This window comes from Limnohabitans sp. Hippo3 (assembly GCF_003063665.1).
Taxonomy (GTDB): domain Bacteria; phylum Pseudomonadota; class Gammaproteobacteria; order Burkholderiales; family Burkholderiaceae_C; genus Limnohabitans_A.
In genome coordinates, this window is the sequence record NZ_NESF01000004.1 from 96,589 (window position 1) to 110,006 (window position 13,418).

The 13,418-nt window shown below is 60.5% G+C and carries 14 protein-coding genes; all 14 read right to left on the reverse strand.

The annotated features are described in order from the left end of the window. Positions 1–1,056, reverse strand: a complete 1,056-nt coding sequence (era, locus tag B9Z34_RS07335) for a GTPase Era (protein WP_199220090.1) — start codon at positions 1,054–1,056, stop codon at positions 1–3. After that, positions 1,053–1,787, reverse strand: coding sequence for a ribonuclease III (gene rnc / locus B9Z34_RS07340; protein WP_369907615.1), 735 nt, complete (start codon positions 1,785–1,787; stop codon positions 1,053–1,055). The genes era and rnc overlap by 4 nt, the downstream gene beginning before the upstream one ends. Beyond that, positions 1,753–2,718: a signal peptidase I gene (gene lepB, locus B9Z34_RS07345; RefSeq protein WP_108427463.1), complete on the reverse strand. Its 966-nt coding sequence runs from the start codon at positions 2,716–2,718 to the stop codon at positions 1,753–1,755. The genes rnc and lepB overlap by 35 nt, the downstream gene beginning before the upstream one ends. Then, positions 2,718–4,526: a translation elongation factor 4 gene (lepA, locus tag B9Z34_RS07350; protein ID WP_108427464.1), complete on the reverse strand. Its 1,809-nt coding sequence runs from the start codon at positions 4,524–4,526 to the stop codon at positions 2,718–2,720. Before lepA ends, lepB begins: the two co-directional genes overlap by 1 nt. Before the next feature lie 499 nt (positions 4,527–5,025). Next, positions 5,026–6,516: a DegQ family serine endoprotease gene (locus B9Z34_RS07355; protein ID WP_108427506.1), complete on the reverse strand. Its 1,491-nt coding sequence runs from the start codon at positions 6,514–6,516 to the stop codon at positions 5,026–5,028. Between the two features lie 68 nt (positions 6,517–6,584). After that, the gene (locus B9Z34_RS07360) at positions 6,585–7,055 is read right to left on the reverse strand and encodes a hypothetical protein (protein ID WP_146179626.1); all 471 of its coding nucleotides are present in this window, start codon (positions 7,053–7,055) and stop codon (positions 6,585–6,587) included. 14 nt (positions 7,056–7,069) lie between these two features. Further along, positions 7,070–8,314, reverse strand: coding sequence for a beta-ketoacyl-ACP synthase II (gene fabF, locus B9Z34_RS07365; protein ID WP_108427466.1), 1,245 nt, complete (start codon positions 8,312–8,314; stop codon positions 7,070–7,072). A gap of 6 nt (positions 8,315–8,320) precedes the next feature. Beyond that, positions 8,321–8,557 carry an acyl carrier protein gene (acpP, locus tag B9Z34_RS07370; RefSeq protein WP_019427049.1) on the reverse strand — a complete coding sequence of 79 codons (237 nt, stop codon included), beginning with the start codon at positions 8,555–8,557 and terminating at the stop codon, positions 8,321–8,323. A 62-nt stretch (positions 8,558–8,619) separates the two neighbouring features. Continuing rightward, on the reverse strand, positions 8,620–9,363 hold the full coding sequence (gene fabG / locus B9Z34_RS07375; RefSeq protein ID WP_108427467.1) for a 3-oxoacyl-ACP reductase FabG: 744 nt from the start codon (positions 9,361–9,363) through the stop codon (positions 8,620–8,622). Next, complete coding sequence (fabD, locus tag B9Z34_RS07380) at positions 9,360–10,310, reverse strand: ACP S-malonyltransferase (RefSeq protein ID WP_108427468.1); 951 nt, start codon at positions 10,308–10,310, stop codon at positions 9,360–9,362. The genes fabG and fabD overlap by 4 nt, the downstream gene beginning before the upstream one ends. Positions 10,311–10,378: 68 nt before the next feature. Next, the gene (locus B9Z34_RS07385; RefSeq protein ID WP_108427469.1) at positions 10,379–11,356 is read right to left on the reverse strand and encodes a beta-ketoacyl-ACP synthase III; all 978 of its coding nucleotides are present in this window, start codon (positions 11,354–11,356) and stop codon (positions 10,379–10,381) included. Next, complete coding sequence (plsX, locus tag B9Z34_RS07390) at positions 11,353–12,417, reverse strand: phosphate acyltransferase PlsX (RefSeq protein ID WP_108427470.1); 1,065 nt, start codon at positions 12,415–12,417, stop codon at positions 11,353–11,355. The genes B9Z34_RS07385 and plsX overlap by 4 nt, the downstream gene beginning before the upstream one ends. A gap of 109 nt (positions 12,418–12,526) precedes the next feature. Further along, positions 12,527–12,709, reverse strand: coding sequence for a 50S ribosomal protein L32 (rpmF, locus tag B9Z34_RS07395; RefSeq protein WP_005794249.1), 183 nt, complete (start codon positions 12,707–12,709; stop codon positions 12,527–12,529). A gap of 137 nt (positions 12,710–12,846) precedes the next feature. Then, positions 12,847–13,398: a DUF177 domain-containing protein gene (locus B9Z34_RS07400; protein WP_108427471.1), complete on the reverse strand. Its 552-nt coding sequence runs from the start codon at positions 13,396–13,398 to the stop codon at positions 12,847–12,849. Positions 13,399–13,418: the final 20 nt, after the last annotated feature.

Here is a 13,418-nt window from a genome sequence, read left to right on the forward strand (position 1 = left end):
TTACTCGTAGCCGAAGCTGCGCACACGGGCTTCGTCGTCGGCCCAGCCCGAACGCACCTTCACCCACAGCTCGATGAACACCTTGGCGTCCAGCAGTTTTTCCAGCTCCATGCGGGTTTCGGTGCCGATGCGCTTGAGCTTTTCGCCTTTGTCACCGATCACCATGGCCTTGTGCCCCTCGCGCTCGACCACGATGGTGGCCGCAATGCGCAGCATGCGCTTGGCGGTGCGACCAGCTTCTTCTTCGAACTTGTCGATCACCACGGTGGAGGTGTAGGGCAGCTCGTCGCCCGTCAGGCGGAACAGCTTTTCGCGCACCATTTCGCTGGCCAAAAACTTCTCGCTGCGGTCGGTGAGTTCGTCTTCGGCATGCCACCAGGGCTGCTCAGGCAGGTACTTTTCGCAAATGCCCAGCAGACGCTCGATGTCCTTGGGCTGCTTGGCCGACATGGGCACAAACTCGGCAAAAGCATGGCGCTCTTGCATGCTTTGCAGCCAAGGCGCGATGTCACCACGGCGGTACACGTTGTCGAGTTTGTTGGCCACCAGCAAGACGGGAATACCGGGTTTGAGCAGGGCCAGCACCTTGGCGTCCGCCGTGGTGAAGCTGCCCGCCTCGACCACAAACAGCACCAGGTCCACATCGCTCACGGCACCGACCACGGTTTTGTTCAGCGACTTGTTCAAGGCTGTGCCATGGATGGTCTGAAAACCCGGGGTGTCCACAAACACATACTGGGCAACGCCCTGGGTACGGATGCCAGTGATGCGGTGGCGCGTGGTTTGCGCTTTGCGCGAGGTGATGCTGATTTTTTGGCCGACCAAGGCGTTGAGCAAGGTGGACTTGCCCACGTTGGGTTTCCCCACAATGGCCACCAGCCCGCAGCGCTGGCCTTCAACAGGCACGGGCGCGGAGGCTGCAGCGACCGGGGGCAAGGCCGCGTCTTCTGTGGCATCGCGTGGCTGGATGGTCACGCCCGCGATTTGGACCGGACGGCGAAGGGTTGGCTCTTGCGGCGTGCGTTCAGTTTCAGGCGTTTTCTTGTCGGTGCTCATGCGGCGCTTTCGGATTTCAGGGTCTGCAGCATGGCGGCGGCCGCTGCTTGTTCGGCGGCGCGACGCGATGCGCCTGAGCCTAGTTGGGTTTGGCGCAATTCGGTCACTTCGCAAGAGACCTCGAACTGCTGGCGATGCGCCGCGCCGGAGGTGCCGACCACGGTGTATTTGGGCAGCGCGAGCTTGCGCCCTTGCAACCACTCTTGCAATTCGGTCTTGGGGTCTTTGCCCACGGCCTGCATGTCGGGTTTGATGTCGACCTGGGCAAACAAGCGCTCGACCAAGGCTTGTGCGTTCTGGTAGCCGCCGTCCAGGTACACCGCGCCAATGATGGCCTCCAGGGTATCGGCCAGGATGGAGGGTCGGTTTTGACCACCCGAGCGCATCTCGCCTTCGCCCAAGCGCATCACGGCGGGCAAATCCAGCGTTTTGGCCAGTTGGTGCAGCGTGTCTTGTTTGACCAGATTGGCCCGCACCCTGGACAAGTCACCCTCGGGCAAACTGGCCAGCTGGGCATACAGCAGGTGCGCCACTGACAGGTTGAGCACCGAATCACCCAGAAACTCCAGGCGCTCGTTGTGGTCAGCGCTGAAGCTGCGGTGCGTCACGGCTTGCTGCAGCAAGCCCGCTTGGAGAAAGGCATAGCCCAAGCGAATTTGCAATTCAGACAGTGCAGGCGATGTGGCCACGTTCACCTCAGTCAAAAGCGCCAACGCGCTGGAGGTTGCCAAAGTTCATCCAGACAAAAAAGGCTTTGCCCACGATGTTGGCGTCGGGCACAAAACCCCAGTAACGCGAGTCCAGCGAATTGTCGCGGTTGTCACCCATCATGAAGTAGTGGCCCGCAGGCACTTTGCAGGTCACGCCCTCAACGGTGTAGTTGCAGTTTTCCCGCCCGGCGAACTGATCGGCACCAGGGATGAACGCCGGACGCTCGTCGTCCTGGATGGTCTGGTGGGGCTTGGCGCCCAAGCTCTCGCGGTGGTGCTTGAAGTAGCGCATGGTCGACTCGTCAAAAAAGTCGGGCAAGGACTGCGTCGGCACAGGCTGACCATTGACGGTGAGCTTCTTGTTCAGGTAAGCCACTTCGTCGCCGGGCACCCCGACCACCCGCTTGATGTAGTCCACGCTGGGTTTGGGCGGGTAGCGGAACACCATCACATCGCCGCGCTGCACGGGCGTGCCCTCGGTTAGTTTGGTGTTGGCCACGGGCAGGCGAATGCCGTAGTGGAATTTGTTCACCAGAATCAGGTCGCCGATGTGCAGCGTCGGGATCATCGAGCCCGAGGGGATCTTGAAGGGCTCGAACAAGAACGAACGCAGGACAAAAACCACCACAATGACAGGGAAGAGCCCCGCCGTCCAATCCAGCCACCAGGGCTGCATCAGCAGCTTCTCGCGCGACTCGCGGATGTCGGTGTCCACCTTGTCGATGCCCATTTTGGCCAACTCGGCGCGGCGCTGGGCGGTTTCGGCTTCAAGTTGCGCCACCGCTTTTTGGCGCTGAGGCAAGAACACCAAGCGTTCGGCCAGCCAGTAAATGCCGGTGATCACCGTGGCCAGCAGCAAGAGCAGCGCAAAGTTGCCCTCGATGACCCCCAGATACCAGGCACCGGCATAGCCGACAAAAGCGGCCAACACCAAAGAAGTCAGGAACTGCATCAATCTTCCACCTGCAAAATCGCCAAGAACGCCTCTTGGGGCACCTCGACCGAGCCAATCTGTTTCATGCGCTTTTTACCCGCTTTCTGCTTTTCCAGCAGCTTGCGCTTGCGCGTGATGTCACCACCGTAGCATTTGGCCAGCACGTTCTTGCGCAAGGCCTTGATGGTTTCACGGGCAATGATGTTGGCGCCGATCCCCGCCTGAATGGCCACGTCGAACATCTGGCGCGAAATGATCTCGCGCATCTTGGCCGCCACCGCGCGGCCCCGGTATTGGGCTTGGGTACGGTGCACGATGATGGACAGCGCATCGACCTTCTCGCCGTTGAGCATGATGTCCACCTTGACCACGTCGGACGCGCGGTATTCCTTGAACTCGTAGTCCATCGAGGCGTAGCCCCGACTGACGGATTTGAGCTTGTCAAAGAAGTCCAGCACGATCTCGCCCAGGGGCATCTCGTAGGTCAGCATGACCTGGCGGCCGTGGTAGGCCATGTTGATCTGCACACCGCGCTTTTGGTTGGCCAGCGTCATCACAGGGCCCACATAGTCCTGCGGCATGTACAGGTGCACCGTGACGATGGGTTCGCGGATTTCCTGCAGCTTGCCCTGGTCAGGCATTTTGGAGGGGTTCTCGACCATGATGACTTCGCCGTCGCCCTTGACCACTTCATAGACCACGCTCGGCGCCGTGGTGATCAGGTCCTGGTCGAACTCGCGCTCCAGGCGTTCCTGCACGATTTCCATGTGCAGCAAGCCCAGGAATCCGCAACGGAAGCCAAAGCCCAGGGCCTGGGACACTTCGGGTTCGTAGTGCAGCGACGCATCGTTGAGCTTGAGCTTTTCCAGCGCGTCGCGCAGCGCGTCGTACTGGTTGGCTTCGGTCGGGTACAAACCAGCAAACACCTGGGGTTGGATTTCCTTGAAGCCGGGCAGCGCCTCGGTGGCCGGGCCCAGGTTGTTGGGCAGCTTTTTTTCCAACGTGACGGTGTCCCCCACTTTGGCCGCCTGCAATTCCTTGATACCCGCGATGATGTAACCCACCTCGCCCGCCTTGAGCGATTCACGCGGCTGGTTGGCGGGGGTGAACACCCCGAGGCTGCCTGCTTCGTACACGGCATTGCTGGCCATCATGCGGATGCGCTCGCCTTTGATCAGCTGGCCATCGACCACGCGCACCAACATGACCACGCCCACGTAGGTGTCGAACCAGCTGTCGATGATCATCGCGCGCAGTGGCGCATCGGGGTTGCCCTTGGGCGGCGGAATGCGGGCCACCACGGCTTCGAGGATTTCTTCGATGCCCATACCGGTCTTGGCCGAACAGGGAATCGCATCGGTGGCGTCAATGCCGATCACGTCTTCGATTTCGGTGCGGGCGTTGTCCGGATCGGCGTTGGGCAAATCCATCTTGTTGAGCACCGGCACCACCTCCACACCCAGGTCGAGCGCGGTGTAGCAATTGGCCACGGTTTGCGCTTCCACACCCTGGCTGGCATCGACCACCAGCAACGCGCCTTCACAAGCCGACAGCGAACGTGACACTTCATAAGAGAAGTCCACATGGCCGGGCGTGTCGATCAGGTTGAGGTTGTAGACCTGCCCGTCTTGGGCTTTGTATTGCAGCGCAGCGGTCTGCGCCTTGATGGTGATGCCACGCTCTTTCTCGATGTCCATCGAGTCCAGCACCTGGGCTTCCATGTCTCGCGCTTCCAGACCGCCACAGCGTTGAATCAAGCGATCGGCCAGCGTGGATTTGCCATGGTCAATGTGGGCAATGATCGAAAAATTTCTGATGTGATTCATCAAACAACGTCTGCAAGTATTTGTGGATCAAGGATCCGTAAAAGAAAAAAGGGCGCGTCTGGTGTTGACGCGCCCTGAACCAACAATCATTGGCAACTGCGATAGTTGGGACTTCATTGTAGGCAAATTGGCCCACGCGCACAGCCCCAAAAATACGTTTGACAGGTCGTTGCTGCTATGCAACATGGAATTTATCCACAACTTATACACAAGATCACGAACATCTTGCTGAACAACTTGTGGGCCATCTGTGGATCACCGGTGGACTCCTGCAAGGAATCTCGCATCGTGAACTCAGCCCTGCGCTTTATGCCATCAATCATGGGTCAAGACCGTTGATTTTAGCCAAATTCGTTATGAGAGATGAATAAAGTTAGTTGGCACAAACTTTAAAAATCTTTTTCATTGGATTCGAATTTTTCAAAAAAAACCCTTCACAGCCTTGCCAGAGACCCCAAAGCCCCGCAGGACACTGAGGACTCTTGACAAGTCCCCAGCCTCACTGGGCAGGGCGGATCAGCACGTATTGCGCGCCATCACCGCGTCGGATCAAAACGCTGGTGGGGCGATTTTTGTCCACACGCGACATGATCAGCTCAAACTCCCGCAGCGAAGTAACCTCGGTGTTGGCAATCGCCACAATCAAATCCCCTTCACGGATGCCTGCCCGTGCGGCTGCATCGGCGACCGCATCCACCCGAACACCCCCGCGCACGCGGAATTCCCGCTTCTGCGCTTCGGTCAGGTCACTGACCGTCAATCCCCAATGCTGTGCGCTGGCTGCTGGCGCTTTCTTTTCCGGGCTTGCTGCAGCCACTTTTTCGGCTTCCACCTCGGCCACCGTGATGCTCAGGTCTTTGTGACCGCCGCGGCGGAACACCGTGATGCCGACTTTGCTGCCAGGTTTGGTGTTGCCCACGGCCCGAGGCAAGTCGGCAGGCTTGTCGATGGCTTTCCCATCAAAGCGCGTGATGATGTCGCCCGCCTCAAGGCCCGCTTTTTCCGCAGGCGATCCTTCTTCAACACCGCGCACCAGCACACCCTGCGCCTTGCCCAAGCCAATCGACTCGGCAACGTCCTTGGTCACAGGCGCAATCTGAACCCCAATGCGCCCCCGGCTGACACGGCCACTGGTTCGCAGCTGTTCACTGACCCGCATGGCCTCGTCCATGGGGATCGCAAACGAAATGCCCATGAAGCCCCCCGAACGGGAATAGATCTGGCTGTTGATGCCCACCACTTCGCCGCGCATGTTGATGAGGGGGCCGCCGGAGTTGCCCGGGTTGATCGCCACATCGGTCTGGATGAAGGACAAATAATCGCCCGTGTCGCGCTGCTTGGCGCTGACAATGCCTGCCGTGACGGTGTTCTCCAGGCCAAAAGGCGAACCAATCGCCATGACCCATTCCCCGACGCGCAAGCGGCTGACATCCCCCACCTTCACGGCCGGCAGACCTGTGGCCTGGATTTTGACCACCGCCACATCGGTACGCTTGTCGGCACCCACGATGCGGGCCTTGAATTCGCGCTTGTCGGTCAGCGTGACCATCACTTCATCCGCACCCTCCACCACATGGGCGTTGGTCATGATGAAACCGTCCGAGCTGAGGATGAAGCCAGAGCCTACACCCCGAGGTTGCGCTTCTTCCTGGGACCTTGGTTGGCGCGGTGCCTGTCTGGGCGCATTGGGCATAGGCACCCCGAAAAAGCGCCTGAAGAGCTCCTGCATTTCCTCGTCGGGTGTTGCACCGCTCTGCGCGCTCTGGCGGACTTTTTCGAGCGTGCGAATATTGACCACGGAAGGGCCCACCTGCTCCACCAGGTCAGTGAAGTCAGGCAAGCCACGTGCGCCTGCGCTGGTGGTCTGGGCCATCACAGCGCCCGTGGGCACCCCGACCAGCCCCAGCGCCAAGCCACTGGCCAGGGCAAACGATGCAGCCGTTTTTATCCAATGTTGCTTCAGCACAAAAATCTCCTTGTGGTGTTCCATCACGACCATGGACCGTCTGGAAGATGTGGCCAAAAGTGACCAATTCAAGCCGTGCCCATCATGCCCCGTCAAAGGTGTAACGGCAGGGTGTCTGTCCTGGGGCGCGAATATACAGCGCATCTAAATCCGTGCCACTTTGAGGGTATCGCGGCCGCGCTCAGCCAGGCGCAGGCCCAGGAGCCATGGCTTGCGCCTTGAGCATCCTGAAAACGGACAAAAAGCAGCAGTACATCCCCCGCATCCCAACCCACCAACACGTCCAGGCCTTGGTGTTCACCATCCACGGGCTGCCAAAACCAGGCCTGCCCGCTCCAGAACAAACGCCCACCTGTCAGCGTTTGCCGCGGCGCCCACACCGCAGCGCCGCCGACACAAAGGCACCAGAACGCCCAAGCGGCAAGCACCTCTGCGGTCGATGTCTGCGCCTGCATGGGCCAAGCCAACAAACCGATGGCAGACAACAAGGCCATCAGCAGGCCTAACGCACGGCCCCAAACAAAACGCCCCACCGGGAAAGCCACAGGTGGGGCGTTGTGCATGGTGGTAACCCGGATCAGATGCGTTTGAACACCAGCGAGCCGTTGGTGCCGCCGAAACCGAAGTTGTTCTTCAGGGCCACATCGATTTTCATATCGCGGGCCGTGTTGGCACAGTAGTCCAGATCACACTCAGGGTCGGGGTTGACCAGGTTGATCGTGGGCGGCACTTTTTGGTGGTGCAGCGCCAGCACGGTGAACACGCTCTCAATGCCGCCCGCGCCACCCAACAGGTGACCGGTCATGGACTTGGTGGAGCTGACCACGGTTTTGTACGCGTGATCACCCAAAGCCGCTTTGATGGCATTGGTTTCGTTGATGTCGCCCAGCGGCGTCGAGGTGCCGTGCGCGTTCAGGTAGTCGATCTGGTCGGCGTTGACACCGGCATTGCGCATGGCATTGAGCATCGCGCGGCGTGGGCCGTCCATGTTCGGCGCGGTCATGTGACCGGCGTCAGCGCTCATGCCGTAACCACCCAACTCGGCGTAAATCTTGGCGCCACGCGCTTTGGCGTGTTCGTACTCTTCGAGCACCATCACACCTGCGCCCTCGCCCAGCACAAAACCGTCGCGGTCCTTGTCCCAGGGACGCGATGCCGCTGTCGGGTCGTCGTTGCGGGTCGACAAGGCGCGCATGGCGGCGAAGCCACCCACGCCCAGTGGCGACACGGTGCCTTCGGAGCCACCGGCAATCATCACATCCGCGTCGCCGTATTCGATCAGACGACCGGCTTCGCCAATGCTGTGCAAACCTGTGGTGCAAGCGGTCACCACGGCCAGGTTGGGGCCTTTGAAACCACTGCGCATCGACACATGGCCCGAGATCATGTTGATGATCGAGGCCGGGACGAAAAATGGGGAAATGCGACGCGCGCCGCGCGCCGTGTACTCGATGTGGGTGTCCTCGATCAGCGGCAAGCCACCAATGCCCGAACCGATCACCACACCGATGCGGCAGGCCTCTTCTTCACTCAGTGCATCGCCTGTGGGCAGCCCGGAGTCCTGGATGGCCTGGGCGGCTGCGGCAATGCCGTAATGAATGAAGCGGTCCATCGTCCGCGCCTCTTTGGCGCTGATGTAGGACTCGAGGTCAAAATTCTTGATTTCACCCGCGATGCGGCACGACATCGCCGAAGCGTCGAAACGGGTGATGGGACCAATGCCGGACTGGCCGGCTAGCAGGTTGGACCATGCGTCGGCGACCGTGTTGCCCACGGGGCTGACGCATCCCAAACCCGTGATAACAACGCGGCGCCGGGTCATCGTCGATCAGGCCTTCTTGCTTTGGGCGTAGTCGATCGCAGCTTGCACCGTGGTGATTTTTTCTGCGTCTTCGTCAGGAATCTCGATGCCGAACTCGTCTTCGAGTGCCATCACCAATTCCACCGTGTCCAGGGAGTCGGCACCCAGATCGGCCACGAAGGCTTTTTCGTTGGTGACTTGTGACTCTTCAACGCCGAGTTGTTCGGCAATGATTTTTTTGACACGTGCTTCGATATCGCTCATGGGGTCCCTCTGAGGGTTGTGAAAAATGAAGATTTTACCTGTCCGGAAGGGGTTTCCGGAAATCAGGCCATGAACATGCCACCATTGACATGCAATTCCTGTCCGGTGACATAACCGGCATGCGGCCCGGCCAGATAGGCCACCGCATGGGCGATGTCATCGGGTTTGCCCAGATGGCCCAGAGGAATCTGGCCCAGCAGGGCTTTTTGTTGCTCTTCGGGCAGGCTGGCGGTCATGTCGGTCTCAATGAAACCGGGGGCCACGCAGTTGACCGTGATGCCGCGGCTGCCCAACTCACGGGCCAGCGCACGGGTCATGCCCGCCACACCCGCCTTGGCGGCGGCGTAGTTGGCCTGGCCGGGGTTGCCGGAGGCCCCCACCACGCTGGTGATGCTGATGATCCGGCCATAGCGCTGTTTCATCATGGGGCGGATCACGGCACGGCTCATGCGGAAGACCGCCTTGAGGTTGGTGTCGAGCACCGCGTCCCAATCGTCGTCTTTCATGCGCATGGCCAGCGTGTCACGGGTGATGCCCGCGTTGTTGACCAGCACCTGCAGGCCGCCGTGCTCCTTGACGATGGCGTCGATCAGGGCCTCGCCTGCTGCGGCATCGTTCACGTTCAGGTTGGCACCCCGGCTGCCGGGAAAGGCCGACAAGGCCTGGCTGATCTTGGCGGCACCGTCGTCGCTGGTGGCGGTGCCAATGACTACATAACCGGCTTTGGCAAGATGCAAGGCAATGGCGGCACCAATGCCCCGCGATGCGCCCGTCACCAGCGCCACTTGTTTTTGTGCTTCGCTCATGCGAGGAGTCCTTTCACTTCAGCCAGGGTGGCGGGGTCGTACAGCGCCACGCCGTTCAATTCAGCGTCAATCCGCTTGGTCATGCCCGCCAGCACTTTGCCGGGGCCGCATTCGACCAGGGTCGTCACGCCACGGGCCTTGATGGCCTGCACGCACTCGACCCAGCGCACCGGGCCAAAGGCCTGGCGGTACAGCGCATCGCGGATGCGGTCAGCGTCGGTTTCGATGGCCACGTCGATGTTGTTCAGCACCGGGATCTGCGGCGCGCCCAAATTCAGGGTGGCCAGCTTTTCGCGCAGCTTTTCGGCGGCGGGCTTCATCAGGCTCGAATGGAAAGGTGCCGACACGGGCAAAAGCAGCGCGCGCTTGGCGCCCATGCCCTTGAGCACTTCACAGGCCTTGTCCACGGCCGCCTTGCTGCCCGCGATCACGGTTTGCGCGGCGTCGTTGAAGTTCACGGCTTCGACCACTTCGGCGCTACCCGCCGCAAAAGTGGCTTGCGCCGCTTTGCAGCCTTCGATGACTTTGTCCGAGGCCAAGCCCAAAATGGCGGCCATGGCCCCCACGCCCACAGGCACAGCTTCTTGCATGGCGGCGGCGCGCAGGCGCACCAGCGGCGCGGCTTGTGTGAGCGTCAAAACGCCCGAGGCCACCAAAGCGCTGTACTCGCCCAGCGAGTGACCAGCCACCACGGACGGCTTGGCACCACCTTCGGCCAGCCAGGCGCGGTAGGCGGCCACGGCCGACACCAGCATCACGGGCTGGGTGTTGGTGGTCATGGCCAGCGCTTCCTTGGGGCCTTCGTGGATCAGTTGGGCCACGTCTTCGCCCAGAGCGTCCGAGGCTTCCTTCAAGGTTTCAAGCACGGCGGGGTGGTCGCCCCACGCGTCCAGCATGCCCACCGATTGGGAGCCTTGGCCGGGAAAAACAAAAGCAAATGTGGTCATGTGCAAATTCAGAGTCTGAAAAGAATGGGGATCAGCGTGCTGCGCACCGCTGGCCCGGGCCTGTCACATCAATAACGCAATAGCACCGAACCCCAGGTGAAGCCGCCGCCCACGCCTTCGAGCATGAGGGTCTGGCCACGCTGGATGCGCCCGTCGCGCACGGCGGTGTCCAGCGCCAGCGGGATCGAGGCGGCCGAGGTGTTGCCGTGCTGGTCGACGGTCACCACCACCTTGTCAGCGCCCAGCTTGAGCTTTTTGGCGGTGCTTTGCATGATGCGGATGTTGGCCTGGTGCGGAATCAACCAGTCAATGTCGGCATCGGTCAGATTGGCCTTGGCCAGGCTGGCGCGGGCGGTGTCTTCGAGCACACCCACGGCCAGCTTGAAGACGGCCTGGCCGTCCATTTTCAGGACGGGGTCGCCCAGAATACCGCCCCGGTTGACGTGGCCGGGCACGCACAAGATGTCCTTGTACTTGCCGTCGGCGTGCAAATCGGTGGCCAAAATGCCGGGTTGATCCGAGGCTTCGAGCACCACCGCGCCTGCGCCATCGCCAAACAACACGCAGGTCGTGCGGTCCTTGAAGTCGAGGATGCGGCTGAAAATCTCTGAACCAATGACCAAAGCGCGCTTGGCCGAACCGGACTGGATCATCGAATCGGCAACGGTCAGGGCATAAACGAAACCACTGCACACGGCCTGGACGTCGAATGCTGGGCAACCTGCTGCGCCCAGTTTGTGCTGCACCATGGTGGCCACCGACGGGAACACCATGTCGGGGGTCGAGGTGGCCACGATGATCAGATCGATGTCTTGCGCAGCCAAGCCCGCAGCGCTGAGTGCCTGGCGGGCGGCTTCGGTGGCCAGATCGCTGCAGCCTTGCTCATCGGCCGCGAAGTGCCGGGCGCGGATGCCGGTCCGCTCCACAATCCAGTCGTCGGAGGTTTCCACCCCCTGCTGCGCCAATTCGGCGGCCAAGTCGGCGTTGCTCAGGCGTCTGGCGGGCAGGTAGCTACCAGTGCCCAAAATGCGTGAATAAATTCTCATACAGATGTGACCGCAGGTTCAGATCGCTCGGCCTGCGCACCCATCAGCAAAGGTGCAGCATGGGCGATGCGGTCTCGAACGCGGTCCAGCAATTGGTTTCGGGCTGCATCATAAGCCCGGATCAGGGCATTCTCAAAAGCCAACTCGTCGGCCGAGCCGTGGCTTTTGAAGACCAGTCCACGCAAGCCCAGCAAAGCAGCGCCGTTGTAACGGCGATGATCTACACGGTTTTTAAATGCAGTTAAGACCGGATAAGCCAACAAAGCGACTGTTTTCGTGAAAATGTTGCGAGAAAACTCAGCTTTTAAAAAGCCGCCGACCATGGTCGCCAGGCCTTCGCTGGCCTTCAAGGCCACATTGCCGACAAAGCCGTCGCAGACCACGATGTCCACCGTGCCTTTGAAAATATCGTTGCCTTCCACGTTGCCATGGAAGTTCAAATCTTCGGAGTTGGCCGCAGATCGCAACAATTCACCGGTTTTTTTGATGATTTCATTGCCCTTGATGGCCTCTTCACCGATGTTGAGCAAGCCTACAGAAGGCTGATCCTTGTCTTGCAGGACCGACACCAGCGCCGAACCCATGACGGCAAACTGCAACAAATGCTCGGGCGTACAGTCCACATTGGCCCCCAGATCAAGCATGGTGGTACCACCACCCTTGAAGTTGGGCATCTGGCCCGCGATGGCCGGCCGGTCAATGCCGTCCATGGTTTTGAGCACATAACGGGCGATGGCCATCAAGGCCCCGGTGTTGCCCGCCGACACCGCAGCAGCGGCCTTGCCGTCGCGCACCTGCTCGATGGCCACACGCATGGAAGAATCTTTCTTCTTGCGCAGCGCCACCTCCAGTGGATCGTCCATTTCGACCACTTCGGTGGCCGCCACCACCACGGCACGGGGATCGGCAAAGGACGCGAGAGCATCCGCACGCCCCACCAGCAACAAACGTGCATCAGGGTGGGTGGCCAGAAAATGGCGGCAAGCCGCCAGCGTGACGCGAGGGCCGTGGTCGCCACCCATGCAATCGACAGCCAGGGTGATCGGGATGGGCGAGGTCATGGATTCCTAGAGCTCAAAACCGTTTTAAAAATCCCCAGCCATAAAAACAAAAGCCCGAGGCTACTTGCAAAGTAGCGCCGGGCCTTTTGAGGCTTGGGGCTGACGCCGATCAGGCTTCAGATTTGTTTTTCAACACCTGGCGGCCACGGTAAAAACCGTTGGGGCTGATGTGGTGACGCAGGTGGGTTTCGCCTGTGGTGGGCTCGACTGCGATGCCGGGCACGTTCAGGGCGTTGTGCGAACGGTGCATACCGCGCTTGGAAGGCGACTTTTTGTTTTGCTGAACAGCCATGATGGCTCCTTGGAAGCTGGGAGGCCGCGCAAATGAAGACGCAGCGTCTGGTTAATGAGAATGTCACCCAGGATTGCTGAGCGAAGCCATTGATTATAGCCTAAGACAAGCCCCACGGGAAGGGGACTATGACAGGCTCATTGGGGCTTGCCGGTTTTCAAGCCCGCCAGAACACCAAACGGGTTCGGCCGCTCGGCGGCCACTTCAAACGCCGGATCCACCGCCGACATGGGCACGGCCTGCGGGCAAACTTCGTGCAAAGGCACCAGTGGCAAAGACAAAATCAGCTCATCCTCGACCAAGGCCAAGGCATCGAAGTCGCGGCTGATGACCAAAATATCCTCTTCGGCCTCATCGTCCAGAGCCGCGGCGGTGGCTTCGTCGGCCACAAAGCGAAATGAGCGCTCGGCCTCCACCGTTTCCAGCACCGGGGTCAGGCACCGCTGGCACTGCATGGGCAAATCCACGGTCGCATGCAAATCCAGCCAAATCTGGTCTGCCCCGCCCGATTGAGGCACCGTGTGGCCTTGCAAGCGCCAAACCACCCGGCCAGCGGCCAGCTGCGCTTGGCCCCATTGCTCCTCGGCTAAACGTGGCCAATCGGCCAAGGCCCCTTCGCCCTCCAGGTGCATGGCGTCACGGGCAAAAGACAGCAAGTCCAAGTGTTGGGGGTCCAATTTTTTTTCCATGGCTGCAGTGTAAGAGAATC